This window comes from Pseudomonas sp. GL_093, from assembly GCF_057837605.1.
The window spans coordinates 2388143-2404203 of record NZ_CM174448.1 but is presented as its reverse complement, the minus strand read 5'-3'; the positions used below and the strand labels follow the sequence as shown (position 1 = coordinate 2404203).

The window sequence follows — 16061 nt, the reverse complement described above, 5'->3', positions numbered from 1 at the left end:
ATTTTTTCGAAGCCTGCCTGCTCAGGGCGACATGACTGGCGAACAGCCAGCTATCTCCCTATCATGCCGCCCACTGGCCCTTGCGTAAGGAGCCAGAGGATAAACATTCAAAAGGGAATAGACGTGAAAGAGTTCGTAATTGGCGTAAACAACGTAGTTCTGTACGTCGCACTGGCCGTTATCTGGATCGCCGCAGTGGTCATGATCTTCGTTCAGGGCTTCTGGTCCGGGGCAGGCGTTTTCATTATCGGCACCCTGACGTGGTGCATCATCTCCGGCTTCTGGTTTGTACAGTCGGCGACTTATGAAGAACTGAAGAAGTTGAACGCCAGGTAAGATTGGTTTTAGTGGGTTGGACCTACCACGCAAGTCCGGCGTTGTTGAGATGAAACCACGCCAGTAGTGATTCATGCTCTTCATGCAATATTTGTAACGAGGGGCAATCCCCTCGTTACAGTGCCGTCTTGCGCTGCGGACCTTCCATCAGGCCGGCGATATCACTGGTCATAACGCTGGTCGACGCCAACGATTCGCAGGCAATGACGGAACACATGAATCGATCAACTCCCACACTGGTTCTACTACCTGGAATGGACGGGACAGGTGAATTGTTCGCAGCCTTTGCATCCACCATGGAGCGCGAACTCGATACGCTAATCATCACCTATCCCCCCAATATCCCGCTGAGCTACACAGCGCTGGAGTCGCTGGTCCGAGAGTCGCTGCCGACCGACCGCCCATTCGTACTGCTGGGTGAATCCTTCTCGGGACCGATCGCTATTTCCCTGAGCGCCAGGCAACTCCCCCGGCAAGTGGGACTCGTGCTATGCAGCACATTCGCACGCAATCCAAGACCCATATTCAGTCACTTGAGTTTTTTGCTCGGCGCACTGCCGTTCAGCCTTGCACCTGTCGGATGGATCAGCAAAGTATTGCTCGGCCGGTTTTCCACGAGCGCCTTGCGCGCAGCGCTACGTCAGGCCATCACTCAAGTGAGCCCTTCGGTAATGCGTTCACGACTACGATCGGTTCTTGCCGTTGACGTATCCGCCAAGCTCGCCCAAGTCAGCGTACCGACTATTTACCTTCGCGCTACGCATGATTCGGTGGTTCCAGGGACAGCGTCTGCACTGCTCTCTTCAATGAACTGTGCTACACGAATCATTGAAATCGAAGCACCACACTGCCTGCTTCAGGTTGCGCCTGAAGAGGCGGCCGGACACATCCGGGAGTTTTTGAAAACGCTGGAAGGTATTTAAGGCAGCAAGCCCTGAGCAACATAACGTTACATCCCGTCTAGACTCCAACCACAAGTGCCGAAGGTCCCTGGAAGCACTTGCCCCCAACAGCAAGTCATTCCCATCAACCGACCCGAGTACACAAGATCATGTGTAAATCATGTGATTCAAACCCTATTCAAAAGGCGAGTGATCGTCGTAGATTTCTTCAGTTTGCCGGACTAGGAGCAGGCGCTCTGCTACTTGCCGGTGCACTGCCCGACACATTCGTTCAGGCTGCCGAGAAAACCGCTGCTCCGCCAAAACCACAAAACTCCATCACTCCTGACATGGCACTTCAAAGGCTTATGGAGGGAAATGAACGGTATGTTTCCGGCAACTCCAAGACACACGACTTCAAGTCAGAGCGGGAAGCTCTGGTCTCCGGTCAGAACCCGTTCGTGTCGGTACTCGGTTGCTCTGACTCCCGTATTGCCCCTGAGTATGCTTTTGACACTGCACGAGGCGATCTTTTCGCCATACGGGTCGCGGGCAATTTCGTTACCGATGAGGGTTTGGCAAGCCTTGAATACTCTGTCGCGGTGCTCGGCGCACCACTGATCCTCGTACTGGGGCATGAGAGCTGCGGCGCGATCAGTGCAGGTATAAAGGCAGTAAAAGATCACACTGTTTTCCCTGGCCACATCCCAAAATTGACTGACGCACTTAAACCTTCTATCGAGAAAGTGCTCAATCAACCCGGAAGCCTTATCGACAACGCTACAGCGCAGAATGTCAAAGACTCGGTTAACCGCCTTAAAAATGCCTCACCACTGCTGACTGATGCGCTCAGCAAGGGCACGTTGAAGATAGTGGGTGGCGTCTATCGCCTCGCTAGCGGCAAAGTAGACTTGATTGCCTGATTCATTAGCGCTGCATCAATGCCGAGATCCAGATGTGAGGAGCCCAGCGCGATGGCTGGGCTCTGGTTATTTTCTGTTTTCCATCATCTTGTCGGCGAGAGCTTTGGCCCTTTCAATCAACAGGTTCTGCCTGTCTTCATGAGTAGCCCCTCCGACAACCGGTGCCGTCAGATTGCTTTCCGCAATCAACGCAGCACAGAAGTATTGATCCCAAACAGTTCTGTCCTCAGATACCTGCTTGTTCACTTGGTCGGCGATCATATGCGGCTCCTTTTGATGAGGTAGCACCGCTATCTTACGCCTGAATCACTGGCAACCCGTGCCGCTGAAGCTAATCGGCAAACCGGGTGATCATTGACCAGCCCGATGACCAGCGCCTTCAGTCGTCTCTATCATCACGATCACGATCACGATCACGACCGTGATTGCGATCATCCCCCTGATCATTGTCACGACGATCATATCGGCGGTCATACCCTCGATCGTCGTCATAACCTCGGTCGTATCCACGACGGTAATCATGACCTCGATCACGATCTCGACCGTACCTTTCTCCGTCGTCCCAGTGAGGCCCACAGCCCCCCAGCAGGAGAGAGCCCGAAATGGCCATGAACATTATTACTGCACGCTTCATTTGAACGTCCTGAATGCAAAGGTCAGCGATATGACCGTGAAGCCGCTCAATGATTCACTGGCCAGATACAGCGAAGTCCAGAACGCCGTAGCGCAAAAAATGGTGGACATAGGCGAGGAGATGCCAGGGCCGATGACCCCGGCTAGCACTGCCGAGCTGAGGGGGAAGTTTGACGCGGGCTTTTCGTATCTGCCCTGTCACGCCTTCGTCACAACCACCCTGCACAATGCAGCCAGCCAAAAGGATTTGGCCCCATCTACAGAGAGCCCGGCCAAGTGCCGGGTTTTTTCGTTCCATCGACATGCTTTTCACGAAACACTCACAGAACGCAGCGCAGATTGAGCAGACAAAAGGATTTGACCCCATACAGAGAGCCCGCCATGCGCGGGCTTTTTGTTGTCAGCCATTCCAGTTGCAAAGCTCCCCACTCACTCGAATGGTTTACATGAAGGTGTAAACCTTATTCAGGACGGGACATTGGGTGTCAGGGTGCGCAAAGTGCAACGAAAGCGGTGAGAAATACAGCTACTCGGTTTGCGATAAACACAACGTTTGTCGCCTGTGCAGCACTCACCGTTGAAAACTGACGGAAATGCCATGGGGTCACCCGGACGGCTTTACCTGCAAGCCCTGCCAATACGCAGAAGATGCGAAGGCCAAAGCCGAGGCGCTGGCAAAGGTCGCCGAGAGCGACTACGACAAATGGGACTATCGCGGCCAGGACGAATGCAAATACCCGAACTGCGCCACTGTCATGCACCTTGAGTCGGAGGACTACGGCGACAAGAGCATGGACTGCGATACATGCGGCGGCCAATTCGAATTGACCACCGAGCATTCCGTCATCTTCACCAACAAGGTGATCGGCGAACGCATCACCGCCTGACCCATCCTCACCTATTGCGCTGAGTACTGTTTTCAAGCCGAAAGATCAGGCCCAAGAGTCAAATCGATGTCTAGCCTCGCCAATGCTTTACCGCGGGCTAACGCCTCATTGAAGCTGTTGTACTTGGCATTTTCACGGATTGCTTCAACCTGCCTTTCTTTGATCTCAACAGCGATTCTAAGTCCTGTTGGCACAGAATCACTGTCGCTATCCCATTCGAAATCAATCTTCGCTTTAACGCCTCGATGCTCATAGACAACTGGGTACGGCCTATCCACTAACACCATTTCGATCTCCTTGATCCGGCTCCATGCCGGGCTGAACACAAATACCTCACTTCAACGAATCACGCCAGCCGGCGAGGATCCTCTATGTCCGTACAACAGAAGAAACACCCCTTCGATTTCAAAACTCAATACAGACTCGGCTTCAGCACTCAGGACGATGAGATCGTTGTCGACTTCTTCTGTGGTGGTGGCGGAGCCGGTACCGGCTTGGAAATGGGCTTGGGTCGGGCTGTGAACGTAGCCAAGAATCACAGCCCTCAGGCGATCAGCATGCACACCGTCAATCACCCGGGCGCCGTGCATTACACCACGGACGTATTCGATGGTGATCCGGACACCGAATGCGGCGGCAAGGCCGTTGGCTGGTTCCACATGTCGCCGGACTACACGCACCACAGCCAGGCAGCCGGTGGCCAACCGCGCAAGCGCGAGATTCGTAACCTGTCGTGGATCGGCCTGAAGTGGGCAGGCAAGAAGAAGCCCAGAGTCATCAGCCTGGAAAACGTCAAACAGACCCCGGACTATCTGACCAAGGAGTTCAGCAAAGCCAGGGATGCCGCGCACGCCTACGACAATGTGCCGGCCGGCGAGCGACCCACTTTTCACGAGATCCGCGCTTTAGGGGCATGGCTGTATGAGCAGCAGAAATTCCCACAGGAATACATCCAGGCTTTGATGGGGCATGCGGACGAGAAGATGACGAAGCACTATCAGGAGGGGCACGCCGAAAAGAAGATCGAGTACTTGGAGGTGGGCTCCGAATTGGCGTTCTGAGGTGGGAGTTTTGCAAAAGCTTTGCAAATCGCAGGCAACAAAAAAAGGCCCACCTTTCGGTGAGCCCTTCTAGACCGCCCAGCAGAGCGGATTTTGTTTGGTAGGCGCGATTGGACTCGAACCAACGACCCCCACCATGTCAAGGTGGTGCTCTAACCAACTGAGCTACGTGCCTGCTGTGAGGCGGCATTCTACGGAATTCCGGAGGGGTGTCAACACCTTTTTTCGAGCTAACCCTATGAATATGCAAAATATTTAATTTTGCCGCTGCAAAGAAGATTTTGCGGTGGCTGGCGGTCGATTTTTATCTCGGGTAGGATCGATGCACTCGTAAAATATATTAAACAGAGGCTGCAGGATGGCGAACACCCCCTACCCGGAATCCTATTACGCCGCATCGGCCAATGCGGTTCCGCCGCGCCCGGCCTTGCAGAATGACGTAGAGACTGATGTCTGTGTAATCGGTGCCGGTTACACCGGTCTGTCCTCTGCCCTGTTTCTGCTGGAAAACGGTTTCCGGGTCACGGTGCTTGAAGCGGCGAAGGTAGGTTTTGGTGCGTCGGGGCGTAACGGTGGCCAGATCGTCAACAGTTATAGCCGCGACATCGATGTGATCGAGCGCAGTGTCGGTCCCAAGCAGGCTCAGTTGCTGGGGCAGATGGCGTTCGAAGGTGGGCGGATCATTCGTGAGCGGGTTGCCAAATATAATATCCAGTGCGACTTGAAGGACGGTGGCGTGTTCGCCGCCATTACCGCCAAGCAGATGGGTCATCTGGAATCTCAGAAGCGTCTATGGGAGCGCTTCGGTCACACGCAGCTTGAACTGATGGATCAGCGTCGCATCCGTGAAGTGGTCGCTTGCGATCAGTACATCGGCGGCATGCTCGACATGAGCGGCGGGCACATTCATCCGCTGAACCTGGTGTTGGGCGAAGCGGCAGCTGTCGAGTCGCTGGGCGGCACCATTTATGAGCAATCGCCAGCGGTGCGCATCGAGCGCGGCGCGAATCCGGTGGTGCATACGCCTCAGGGCAAGGTCAGGGCCAAGTTCATCATCGTTGCGGGCAATGCGTATCTCGGTAATCTGGTGCCGGAACTGGCCGCCAAATCGATGCCCTGCGGGACTCAGGTAATCACCACTGAACCCTTGGGCGAAGCATTGGCCAAGAGCCTGTTGCCGCAGGATTACTGCGTCGAGGACTGCAACTACCTGCTCGACTACTACCGTTTGACCGGCGACAAGCGCCTGGTCTTCGGCGGTGGCGTGGTGTATGGCGCGCGGGATCCGGCGAACATCGAGGCGATTATTCGGCCGAAGATGCTCAAGGCTTTCCCGCAGCTCAAGGACGTGAAGATCGATTACGCCTGGACCGGCAATTTCCTGCTGACCTTGTCGCGTCTTCCTCAGGTCGGACGCCTGGGCGACAACATCTACTATTCCCAGGGTTGCAGCGGCCATGGCGTGACGTATACGCACCTGGCGGGCAAGGTGTTGGCCGAAGCGTTGCGTGGCCAGGCTGAACGTTTCGACGCATTTGCCGACCTGCCCCACTACCCGTTCCCCGGTGGACAACTGCTGCGTACACCGTTCGCTGCGTTGGGCGCCTGGTATTACGGATTGCGCGACAAATTCGGCTTCTGACCGATAGACGCAAAAAAGGGGCAACTGCACAGTTGCCCCTTTTCATTTCAGCTCAGGAAGTCAGCCCCTTCGCTGATTGAGCCTCTGCAAGAATTCAGCCCGGCGCTGCTGGTCCATTTCCTCTTTGGCCAAGAGTTCGGGAAGCAGCTCGGCCGCACGCAGGGCATCGAGGATGAAGACACCGTCATCATCACCAATGGCCAGGCTCCCCGGCTGCACCTGAACCTCGCCCACACTGATCGACTGATTGACTTCCCCATGGGCGCCAATGCCGCGAGTCGTGTACGCACTGACGTCCCGGCAAAAGATCGGCAACCCATGGCGACGCAATGCGCTGACATCCGTGACGGCACCCGACACCACCACCCCGGCCAACCCTTTGATCAGTGCGGCCAGGGTGCGCAGTTCGCCCCAGCAACCACACTCCTCGTCGCCCACACATTCGATCACCAGCACGTCGCCCGGCTCACTCAGCAATAGCGCTTCACGCAAAATGCTGCCATCCGGCGGGAAGACTTTGACGGTGACGACAGTGCCGACCATGCGGATATTGTTGAACAGCGGCTTGATCCCCCGCAGGAAACCCCGATCGGAAAAATGGCCGAGGGTTGACGAAGGGATCGACCGGTAGGCGTTGAGCAACTCCGGGGTGACGAGCTGCTGGCGAGGGTTGATCTGATAACTCATCGGCATTTCCCCGGACGCAGCAGTGGGCAGGTCGAACAATATTCAGCGGGCTCAGTAGCCAGGTAGTAGAAGCAACAGGTTCGCCGAAAGCGAATGCTGCGCTGCCCCTCGTCGAGCAGTGTCGGCGGACGACGGAAGTGGCTCAACGGGTTGTAATCGAGGCCGAACAGCGCAGGTTCTGCCTGAGTCAGCAACCACACGAAGTCGGCTTCATAGCGCTCGCGTACCGACGGGTCATCGATTTTCGCCATGCGTTTTTCATACAACGAATACACGCGCACGGCGGTGTTCTCCCACAAGATGCGCCGTGAAACGCCACTCACACGGTTGAAGGTTTGCCACAGCGGCTTCAACAGTCCGGCAAACAGAGCCTGCACCACGGCCTCCCGCCAGGCCTCGCGCTCACCTGCCCCGTACGTCAGCGGCAGGGAATGAGCCAGCGGCATCGAAGACGTCCAAAGCCCTTCATCATGGCCGTATTCGATCACCGTGTTGTCCAGGGACAGCAGCAGTCCTTTGTCGTACACCGACATGGCGTACAAACAGGCGCCGGTGGCCAGGAACGACAAGCGCTTGCCCAGCAGCGAGGCGGTGATCGCCCGCGACGGTGAGCCAATGACCGGGCTCAATGCGTCCAGCAACCGCTCGCACACCTCTTCCTGCAACAGGTCACGCGCCATCAGCGAGCGTAATGAGTCACGTTCGGCGCAGTCCTTCAACCGCAACCCACCGCCCAGCACGTTCCATTCTTGCGCAGTGAAGTGGTGAGCCAGATTCATTGCGGCAATTCCCGACCAAACGGGATGCACATCGGCGTACCAAAGAACGGGTCAGGAATAATCCTGCAGTTGAGGTCGAACACGGTTTTGACCAGCGCCTGAGTCAAGACGTCCTCAGGCCGGCCCTGGGCAAATGCCGTACGCTCGTGCACCGCAACCATATGATCCGCATAACGACAGGCCAGGTTGAGGTCGTGAAGCACCATGATGATGGTTTTGTTTTCGAGCCGGTTGAGGTCGCGCAGCAGGTCCAGCACTTCAATCTGGTGAGCCAGATCGAGGAAGGTCGTCGGCTCGTCCAGCAGCACAATGCCGGTGTCCTGGGCCAGGGTCATGGCGATCCACGCACGCTGACGCTGCCCACCGGACAAGGCATCCACCGGCCGATCCGCCAGCGCCTGCAAACTGGTCTGCGTCAGCGCGCGATTGACCATGGCTTCATCCTCGGCCGACCACTGCTGCATCCAGCTCTGATAAGGGTATCGGCCCAAGGCCACGAGTTGGCGAACGGTGATGCCCTCCGGTGCCGTCGGTGTCTGAGGCAGGATGGCCAACTCACGCGCTACCGCAGCCGTGGATTTTTGCTGGATATCCACGCCGTTGAGAATCACCGAACCTTGCTGTGGTTTCAGCAGTCGGGCAAAAGATTTGAGCAAGGTACTTTTACCGCAACCGTTACTGCCAATCAGCACCGAGATCTTGCCCTTGGGCAGTTGCATGTCCAGCGCGTCAATAATCACCTGGCGCTGATAACTCAGGGTCAGGCCGCGACTTGCAATCGACGTCATACGTTGAATTCCTTAATGACGCTGTTTAATCAATAAATAGAGAAAAAAGGGTGTGCCCAGCACCGCGACAAAGATCCCGGCCGGCAAATCCAGGGGCAAAAACAGCGTGCGCCCGACCAGGTCCGCCAGCATCACCAGGTTTGCGCCAATCAGGGCCGCCATTACGGCCTGGCCAGCGAAACCAGGTGCCACCAGGCGTTTGGCAATATGCGGCGCGATCAGCCCGACAAACGCGATCGCCCCACCCCAGGCAATGGCCGCACCGGCCAACGCCACACTCACCAGCAACAAACCGGCCCGCAGCCATTGCACGCGCACGCCGATGCCCTGGGCCAGGTTGTCATCCAGCTGTTGCACCATCACCTGACGGGCCAGCAGCACCAGCAGCGGACAAATGCCCAACAACCAGCTCCCAAGCGCCAGCGGTTCGGGCCAACTGGCGCCGTACACGCTGCCGGTCAGCCAAACATAGGCCGACAGCGTGGTGGTCAGCGGGCTGAAAACCAGAATGAAGGTGGTCGCGGCCGTCAACATCGCCGAGACGCCCACGCCGATCAGCACCAGTCGCAGCGGTGAGGTCCCCTGCTTCCAGGCCAGCAGGTAAATGGCCAATGTTGCCAGAGCCGCACCGAGCATCGCGGCCAGGGGCAAAAATTGTTGCCCCAGCGTCGCGGACAGGAACGACAGGTAAAGCACGGCGGCGGCGCTGGCACCGCTGGTGATGCCCAGCAGGTCCGGCGATGCCAGCGGGTTGCGGATGATGCTTTGCAGGATCAGCCCGGACACCGACAACGCAGCCCCCACCAGTGCCGCCAGCACAATGCGTGGAAAACGCAGTTGTTCGACGATCAACGTCAGGCTGGGGTCCTGGCTGGAAAACAGAATTCGCATCACCTCGAGGGGCGAAAGGATGACCTTCCCCAGCGACAACGAGCCGAGCATCACCAGCACCGTCAGCACCAGCGCCGCCGCCAACCGCAGCCACGTGGAAAGGTTCACCTGCCGGGAATACCCGCCCCGGCGCCAGGTCACCGCCTTATCCATAACGACCTCCACGCCGGGCCAACATAATGAAAAACGGCGCGCCGAACAGCGCCGTCATCACCCCCACCGGCACCTCCTGAGGCAGGATCAAAACCCGCGACAGCGTATCCGCCAACAGCAGGAGAATCGCACCGAGCAGCGCACAACCGGGCAGCAACCAGCGATGGTCGATGGACAACCCCTTGCGCACCATGTGCGGCACCAGAAGACCGATGAAACCAATGCTGCCAGCCAACGCCACCGCGCTGCCTGCGAGACAGATCACCAGCACGCTCATCAGCAGCCGGATCAGGCCGGTTCGCTGCCCCAGCCCCGTAGCAATTTCTTCCCCGGCGTTCAGCACATTGAGCTGCCCGGCCAGCAACAGCGCCCCCGACACCCCGAGTACACCGCACAGCAACAACGGCGCAGCGGTCGACAGGCTGCGTTCGGTCAGTGAACCGGCCATCCAGAACAGCACCGTGTCCAAGCCATCCTGATTCACCACCAGCAGCGCCTGGCTGAAGGCGGAGAACAACGCGGCGATCGCCGCGCCCGCCAACACAATACGCAGCGGACTGAGACTGCCTTGCCCCATATTGCCGATCAGCCACACCAGACAACCCGCCACGGCCGCGCCAATGAACGCCGACCATAACCAGGCATCCGGGGATGACAGCGAGAAGATCGAGGAAAACAGGATGATAAAAAAAGTCGCACCGGCGTTGATCCCGAACAATCCGGGGGACGCCAGTGGATTGCGCGTCAGTGCCTGCATCAGTGCGCCCGCGACCGCCAGACTGGCGCCTACGGAAATCGCCATCAGGGTCCGCGACAGGCGCGTGGTGGTCACCAGCACATGATTGATGCTCAACGGGTCGGGATCGACAAACGCCGCGACTATCTGTGGCAGTGGAATCCAGGTCGCACCGACCGCCAGGCTCAACACGCAGCACAGCAGCAACACGACACCCGCGCTGCACAGCTTTACTCCCGGGCTCATGAGGCCACCTGCGCGGCGGCCACGCGGGCCACGTCGTCGAGCATCAGGTTGGCCCCCAACATCCCGCCCGACAGACTCCACGCGACGCCATCGACCTGCCACACCTGTCCTTGCTGCGGGGCACGCATCTGCTTCCACAGCGGGTGTTGCACCAGGCTCTCGTAGTTGCGCTGCACCGCCGCGTTCTGCGCGCGCAGGAACACAAAAAAGATGTCGGCATTCACCACGGCAAGGCTTTCCTTGCTGGTGAGTTTGATCGATACCCCGCTCGCCTCCCGACTGCTGTCACTCCAGTTGAATCCCAGCTCGGTGAGCACCGAGCCCGGAAAACTCGCCGGCAGGTAACTGCGGATGTGGTCTTCGCGGATGTCCAGAATCGACACCGTCGGTGGCCAGCGTCCGGCAAATGTCTGCCGCAATTGCTGACACAGCTGCGCCACGCGTTGCTGCCATCGGTTCAGAATCTCGTCGGCCCTCTGTTGCTGGTGTAATGCAGCGCCCATCAGCATCAGAGTCTTTTTGAATTCAAACACTTCCTCCAACATCAGCACCGGGGCGATCTGCTTGAGTAACGGTGCAATGCGCTCATGGCGAAAGCGTGAGGCAACGATCAAGTCCGGTTTGAGCAGCGCGATGTCTTCAAGGCTGGGCTGGGTCTCCAGCCCGACATGGGGCACCTGGTCCAGTGCCGTGCGCAAATAGCGATAGGTCGGTTTTTCGCTCCAGGAATCGACCACGCCACACGGGGTAATGCCCAACACCACGGCGCAGTCGGTGGCGCCCTGAAACAGGGTGACCACCCGCAACGGCGCGGTGTCGGCCGCGGCCCACGCCGGCGCGGAAAACCTGAGGGCGAGCGCCCCCAGGGACAGGCGCAACAGCGTGCGCCTGGAAGGTTCACGTCGGGGTTCAGGCATTACGATCGAGCCTGTGAAACGGGTTGACCACCTGCCCTTTGCCAAACGGCATGCTGCCAGGGCCACCCGCGCGTTCGATCATCGGGGTGAGCAGCAATTTCTGCGGCCAGTGCGGCGCTTCGAACAACTGGTGCTTGATCATGATCCGCGCCTCGGCGTCAAACTCGATGGTGTCGATCAACTCGTTGAGCACCTCGCCCATCGCCTTCCACAACCCGGTCGCCGGCAATGCGTAGACCTCAGCCAGCGTATCGATGATGGCGCGGAGGTTGACCTGAATGCCCAGGGTCTGCAACCAGAACAGCAGGTCCTCAGGACGCTCGTGGTACAGCGTGTTGGCGTGCCCCTTCTTCAACCGGTAAGCCGGGTCGGCCAGACCGTTGCGTTCCAGCCACGGCACGAAAATGCGCAACGAATCGTGATCGCGCAACAGCAAGCCCTGCGCGTAACCGGCCTTCCACACCAGCACCGCGTTCTGCCCGTGAATTTCACCGAGCATGCCGATGCGGAACATCCGCAGGTTGATATCGAAGAAGCTGTGGCACAACTCGCGGAACAGCGTCATCACCGACGCGGCATTGGTCGGCAGTTGGCGGTAGCCCATCCAGTCATCGAAGAAGTGCTGATTGCTGCCCGGCAGCGGTGTGCCCAACGCAGCCATGGGCACCAGTCGGGTGTCCGGGTCTTCGAGCAGCGCGGGCGGATAGCCGCGCACCATGGCCGACAGGTGACGCGGCGCTTCGTCGAACAGCGTGGCGTCCGGTGGCATGAACGCCCACCATTTGGTTTCGTCGCATAGGTGCAGGGACTGTTGTAGGGTTTGATCTTTGCCGAGCGCCTGGCGCAACAGCGCTTCACTCAAGCCGCCGTTGATCATTTTTACTGCGGGCAGATAACGCGAAGCACCCAGCGAATAGATCGCCATCGGCAACTTGAGGTAATCGGCGCTGTTGAAGCACGGCGTCATCGAGCGCAATGACGAGGTGGCGAAGAAATCACCGTCGGTGAAGTCCAGTCGATGGCAATCACCCTTGGCGAACGCGTCGCCGAGTTGCGCCTCCAGCACGTGTTCGAACTGCCACGGGTGAACCGGCAACGCGATGTGGCTCTGGGCAATGCCCCGCTGCTGCAGCTCTTGTTGCAAGCTGGCTTGCAGCAGCGGCGGCAACAGGTATTGAGCGGGATAACTCTGCGCCAAGTCCGTCACGCCGTCGCCGCATTGCAGCAACGTGCGGTCGACCGCGACCCAATTAAGCGCCACCGGACGGGCAAATTCCGCCTGATACTGCTGATATTCCGCATCGTCCAAACCCTGTTTGGCTTTGGCCAGCGGGTGGTAGGGACGATCACGCAGCGAAGCCCACTGCTCCATCGCCAGGAAGAAGTCCGCGTTGCTCTTTTCCAGCAAACGTTCGCTGTCGACCCGATGGGCCAGGGACAACTCGGTTTGCCGAACGCTGGTGCGCAGCACATCCAGAAACAGGGCGAAGCCTTTTTCATTGTCCGGGTAGCGATCGGTCATTCCTGCCAACACCTGGGTCGTGAAGGCCTCGGGTGACAGCGCAATCAGCTGGTCATTCTGTCGCGCCCATACCGGCGTGCCCGGTACTTTTTCCCATTGCTGGGTAATGCCGGGACGCAGGGCAATGACGATGCAACCTTGGGGATCGCTGGGCCATTCCCAGATCCGTTGTTCGGCGCTCAACCCGGTAAACGGTTGATCGGCCGATGACGATGGCGCCACCAGGTTCAGCGGCTCGGTACCGAAAAAATGTTCGGCCAGTAAACAATCGACCAGATCCTGCATCACCTTGTCGGCGGCCATTGTGGTGAAGTTCATCCGATTATTTTCCTTCTGCTGAAGTGGCGGCCAATTTGGCCTGGAGGGCACGAAAAGCGATGCCACGCTCGTCACCCAAAACAAAGCTTTTTACGCCCCGGCTCAACCACCGTTCGTGGTCGCCCGGCTGACGTGGAATCGCGCAATACGGCACACCCGCGGCGCTGACTGCCTGCCAACTGGAGAGCAGCGCTTGCTGCACCTCGGGCCGGTCGATCTGCCAGGGCATGCCCATCGATTGCGACAAGTCGGCGGCCCCTTCGAGGATCATGTCGAGGCCGGGCACGGCGGCAATTTCCGCCGTCCGCCGCACACCTTCGGCACTCTCGATCATCGCCACGACCATGATTTGCTCGTTGGCCAGCGCGACGTACTCCGCCAGGCTGTGTTTGCCAAAGGCGCCGGGGCGACCGGCATTCAGGCTGCGGGTGCCCTGCGGGTGGTATTTGCAGGCTCGAATGCTTTCGGCCAAGGGCTCGGGGCCTTCGATCATCGGCAACACAATGCCCTGGGCGCCGCCATCGAGCAGGCGCAGCAGGGTTTTCGGGTTGAGGTCCGCCACCCGCACCAGCGGGGTCAGCGCGTAACTCTCGGCGGTGCGGATCATGTTCTCCACGGTCTCGGGATTGATCAGCACGTGTTCCATATCGATGATCACAAAATCAAAACCCGCCTCGGCAATCAGCTCGATGGCCGCTGGCGACGGAATCGAGCTGATCAGCCCGTAGACCGGCTCACCTGTTCTGAGCTTCTGCTTAAGCAGATTGGTCCTCAGCATGATTGCGGCCGGAACGCGTGCAGCGGATTGGGAACCGATTTGAAACGACGTTCACCGTCGCCCAGCAGGCGGCGCTTGGTCAGCTCTTCCACTTCATAGAACGGCGCGAAGACATCAAACGCTGCATAACGCGGACGATGTTGCGGATGCTCGGCCTGGTAAGCGGTGATCACCTCGGCAGTCATCTGCCAGAACAAGGCTTCTTCCAGCTGATAGTGCTGATGCAGGAAGATCGCCATCTCGGCCAGGGCGATGAAAAAGAACGAATCACAGGAAAAATCCCGGACCGCATCCAGGTCGTCGGTGAGGATGAACGAATTGCGATTGAGCTTGGCGTGGCTGGCGGGCAGCGGCACCAGGGTCGGGCACAGATCAGGGCGCCCCAGGTGTTGCGGTGAATAGCGCACGCCGTCGTGGAAGTCTTTCAGGGCGATACGTTGCGGCCAGCCCTGCTTCACGATCAGGACGATGTTCTGCCCATGGGATTCCATGCCGATGCCTTCGGCGTACAGCATGTGAATGATCGGCGACACCGCCACCTGCAGCAGTTGGCGGGTCCAGGCGTGCAGGCCGTATTGCTTGATCCAGGCATCGATAAACGGCTTCTGTTCACCGCTGCCGTAGCGATTGTCCACGGAACTCAAACCATTGAACGGCACCGCTTGCTCGTCGTCTTGCAGGTACTGGTGAATGCTCTCGCGCCACAGGGTGCCCATCGTGCCGTAGGCCTGGGACATCCGCGTGATGGGCAGGTGATCGTAGTCAAAACTGACGCCAACTACCTCACCGAGAATCACAAAGCCAAGGTCGCGGGCGGTGCTGTCGCTGCCGATCAACTGCTGCAACCAGTCGGTGATGATCGGGCCGTTCATCACCGTGTGCCGGGCCAAAATTCGCGTGCTGGAGGTATTGGTCATGCTCAGTGCGAGCTTGACGTAAGGCCGCTTTTTCTCAGTGACGTTGGCCAGGGTGCGGATCGACTGTTGCGCCTGATAACGGTCATCCGTTGTGCCCAGATAGATCACCTCACCGCTGACCAGTTCTGGATAGAACACAGGAACGATGATGTTTTCCCACTGCCACGGGTGCACCGGCATCAGCCAGTAATCGCCCATCGCCTTGCCTTGGTCGGTGAGGCTTTCAGCCAGCTGCTGCCAGCGCTGAAGTCCGAATTCCTGCTGGATAAATCCGTCGTAATCCAGGTGCCGCGAGATGTTCATCGCCCCACAGGATTTGGCCACGGCCAGCCAGACAATCGCGATGGGCGCGGCAAATTCCGGCCCGTAGCTGGCGTTGTCCTTGAGCGAGAAACCGATGCGCGATTTGTAGCAAGGGTGATAGCTGTGGGCGTCCATGAAGTGCTGTTCCAGCGCATCGACATCCAGTTGATGGCTTGGCTGGGCGGCTTGATAACCCTGGCTGCGCGATTGCAGATCCTTGAGCATCGTTTGTTCAAGCTCATGGGTGAAGCGTGGCAGGTGCGGGCTGTCCTGAAGTTCGCTGAGCAGCTCCGCCAATGCTTGATGAAGGTGCGGCCGGCTGCGTGCGCCCAACGCATTTACGCGTTCGAGACTGGCATAGTCGAGGCGGATCAGCTCGAAGCTTTCGCTGAGCAATCCGCTGCAGTGGTACTCCACCGGTTGTTGCTGCGCATCGATGCCGCTGACGACAAAACGGTACTGGCCGCCATCGAGGGGCGAATGGCGATACGGCAGGACGTTTTCATACAGCAGCGTTTGCAGCAGCTGGCCCACCACGCGCTGTTCCACTTGCTGATAGTGGCGGGGATCGGCCGTCGCCAGCCAGACGCCTGGCGCAGAGTCCGCAGCCTGATGTGTTGCCTGTGAAGAAGTCGCCATAGTCATAACCTTGTCCGTGAAAGA

At 58.6% G+C, this 16061-nt stretch carries 19 protein-coding genes, 1 tRNA gene and 1 pseudogene; 8 read left to right on the top strand and 13 right to left on the bottom strand.

Annotated elements, in window-relative coordinates; all coding sequences use genetic code 11:
• Positions 1 to 123: 123 nt before the first annotated feature.
• The 3 genes from AC3IUE_RS10955 (at position 124) to AC3IUE_RS10945 (ending at position 2140) form a co-directional block, all read left to right on the top strand.
• Positions 124 to 336, top strand: a complete 213-nt coding sequence (locus AC3IUE_RS10955; protein WP_056744692.1) for a hypothetical protein — start codon at positions 124 to 126, stop codon at positions 334 to 336.
• A 215-nt stretch (positions 337 to 551) separates the two neighbouring features.
• Positions 552 to 1259 (top strand): alpha/beta fold hydrolase, encoded by a 708-nt coding sequence (locus AC3IUE_RS10950; protein WP_489267299.1) that lies wholly within the window; start codon positions 552 to 554, stop codon positions 1257 to 1259.
• Between the two features lie 128 nt (positions 1260 to 1387).
• The gene (locus tag AC3IUE_RS10945) at positions 1388 to 2140 is read left to right on the top strand and encodes a carbonic anhydrase (protein ID WP_489267297.1); all 753 of its coding nucleotides are present in this window, start codon (positions 1388 to 1390) and stop codon (positions 2138 to 2140) included.
• A gap of 66 nt (positions 2141 to 2206) precedes the next feature.
• Here AC3IUE_RS10945 and AC3IUE_RS10940 read toward each other — a convergent pair whose 3' ends face one another.
• Together AC3IUE_RS10940 and AC3IUE_RS10935 are read right to left on the bottom strand one after the other, a co-directional pair.
• Positions 2207 to 2401, bottom strand: a complete 195-nt coding sequence (locus AC3IUE_RS10940) for a hypothetical protein (RefSeq protein WP_056744453.1) — start codon at positions 2399 to 2401, stop codon at positions 2207 to 2209.
• Positions 2402 to 2519: 118 nt separating this feature from the next.
• Positions 2520 to 2774, bottom strand: a complete 255-nt coding sequence (locus AC3IUE_RS10935) for a hypothetical protein (RefSeq protein WP_489267295.1) — start codon at positions 2772 to 2774, stop codon at positions 2520 to 2522.
• Between AC3IUE_RS10935 and AC3IUE_RS10930 the strand changes: the two genes are divergently transcribed.
• The gene (locus AC3IUE_RS10930) at positions 2661 to 3116 is read left to right on the top strand and encodes a hypothetical protein (protein WP_489269013.1); all 456 of its coding nucleotides are present in this window, start codon (positions 2661 to 2663) and stop codon (positions 3114 to 3116) included. The genes AC3IUE_RS10935 and AC3IUE_RS10930 overlap by 114 nt on opposite strands.
• 250 nt (positions 3117 to 3366) lie before the next feature.
• A complete protein-coding gene (locus AC3IUE_RS10925; protein ID WP_489267293.1) occupies positions 3367 to 3660 on the top strand; it encodes a hypothetical protein in 294 nt (97 codons plus the stop codon).
• 32 nt (positions 3661 to 3692) lie between these two features.
• On the opposite strand, the gene AC3IUE_RS10920 is transcribed toward AC3IUE_RS10925, so the two are convergent.
• Positions 3693 to 3947 carry a hypothetical protein gene (locus AC3IUE_RS10920; RefSeq protein WP_056744446.1) on the bottom strand — a complete coding sequence of 85 codons (255 nt, stop codon included), beginning with the start codon at positions 3945 to 3947 and terminating at the stop codon, positions 3693 to 3695.
• A gap of 84 nt (positions 3948 to 4031) precedes the next feature.
• Between AC3IUE_RS10920 and AC3IUE_RS10915 the strand changes: the two are divergent.
• Together AC3IUE_RS10915 and AC3IUE_RS10910 are read left to right on the top strand one after the other, a co-directional pair.
• Positions 4032 to 4460, top strand: a pseudogene (locus AC3IUE_RS10915) (DNA cytosine methyltransferase); the annotation flags it as partial.
• On the top strand, positions 4437 to 4721 hold the full coding sequence (locus AC3IUE_RS10910) for a tyrosine-type recombinase/integrase (RefSeq protein ID WP_489268796.1): 285 nt from the start codon (positions 4437 to 4439) through the stop codon (positions 4719 to 4721). The pseudogene AC3IUE_RS10915 and the gene AC3IUE_RS10910, both read left to right, overlap by 24 nt.
• Positions 4722 to 4819: 98 nt before the next feature.
• Here AC3IUE_RS10910 and AC3IUE_RS10905 read toward each other — a convergent pair.
• Positions 4820 to 4896, bottom strand: a tRNA-Val gene (locus tag AC3IUE_RS10905).
• 183 nt (positions 4897 to 5079) lie between these two features.
• Between AC3IUE_RS10905 and AC3IUE_RS10900 the strand changes: the two genes are divergently transcribed.
• Entirely contained in the window at positions 5080 to 6363 is a 1284-nt protein-coding gene (locus tag AC3IUE_RS10900; RefSeq protein WP_489267290.1) for an NAD(P)/FAD-dependent oxidoreductase, read from the top strand.
• Positions 6364 to 6423: 60 nt separating this feature from the next.
• Here AC3IUE_RS10900 and AC3IUE_RS10895 read toward each other — a convergent pair whose 3' ends face one another.
• From AC3IUE_RS10895 to AC3IUE_RS10855, 9 genes are read right to left on the bottom strand one after another with little or no spacing between them, the layout of a single operon-like run.
• A complete protein-coding gene (locus tag AC3IUE_RS10895; RefSeq protein ID WP_489267288.1) occupies positions 6424 to 7056 on the bottom strand; it encodes an RraA family protein in 633 nt (210 codons plus the stop codon).
• Positions 7047 to 7829 carry an IucA/IucC family C-terminal-domain containing protein gene (locus AC3IUE_RS10890; RefSeq protein ID WP_489267286.1) on the bottom strand — a complete coding sequence of 261 codons (783 nt, stop codon included), beginning with the start codon at positions 7827 to 7829 and terminating at the stop codon, positions 7047 to 7049. The genes AC3IUE_RS10895 and AC3IUE_RS10890 overlap by 10 nt, the downstream gene beginning before the upstream one ends.
• Positions 7826 to 8617: an ABC transporter ATP-binding protein gene (locus AC3IUE_RS10885; protein WP_046054203.1), complete on the bottom strand. Its 792-nt coding sequence runs from the start codon at positions 8615 to 8617 to the stop codon at positions 7826 to 7828. Before AC3IUE_RS10885 ends, AC3IUE_RS10890 begins: the two co-directional genes overlap by 4 nt.
• A 12-nt stretch (positions 8618 to 8629) precedes the next feature.
• Complete coding sequence (locus tag AC3IUE_RS10880) at positions 8630 to 9661, bottom strand: FecCD family ABC transporter permease (protein ID WP_489267284.1); 1032 nt, start codon at positions 9659 to 9661, stop codon at positions 8630 to 8632.
• Positions 9654 to 10643, bottom strand: coding sequence for a FecCD family ABC transporter permease (locus tag AC3IUE_RS10875; protein ID WP_489267282.1), 990 nt, complete (start codon positions 10641 to 10643; stop codon positions 9654 to 9656). Before AC3IUE_RS10875 ends, AC3IUE_RS10880 begins: the two co-directional genes overlap by 8 nt.
• Positions 10640 to 11560: an ABC transporter substrate-binding protein gene (locus tag AC3IUE_RS10870; protein WP_489267280.1), complete on the bottom strand. Its 921-nt coding sequence runs from the start codon at positions 11558 to 11560 to the stop codon at positions 10640 to 10642. The genes AC3IUE_RS10875 and AC3IUE_RS10870 overlap by 4 nt, the downstream gene beginning before the upstream one ends.
• Positions 11553 to 13400 (bottom strand): IucA/IucC family protein, encoded by a 1848-nt coding sequence (locus AC3IUE_RS10865; RefSeq protein ID WP_489267278.1) that lies wholly within the window; start codon positions 13398 to 13400, stop codon positions 11553 to 11555. Before AC3IUE_RS10865 ends, AC3IUE_RS10870 begins: the two co-directional genes overlap by 8 nt.
• A 4-nt stretch (positions 13401 to 13404) precedes the next feature.
• Positions 13405 to 14178: an HpcH/HpaI aldolase family protein gene (locus AC3IUE_RS10860; protein WP_489267276.1), complete on the bottom strand. Its 774-nt coding sequence runs from the start codon at positions 14176 to 14178 to the stop codon at positions 13405 to 13407.
• A complete protein-coding gene (locus AC3IUE_RS10855; RefSeq protein WP_489267274.1) occupies positions 14172 to 16043 on the bottom strand; it encodes an IucA/IucC family protein in 1872 nt (623 codons plus the stop codon). Before AC3IUE_RS10855 ends, AC3IUE_RS10860 begins: the two co-directional genes overlap by 7 nt.
• Positions 16044 to 16061: the final 18 nt, after the last annotated feature.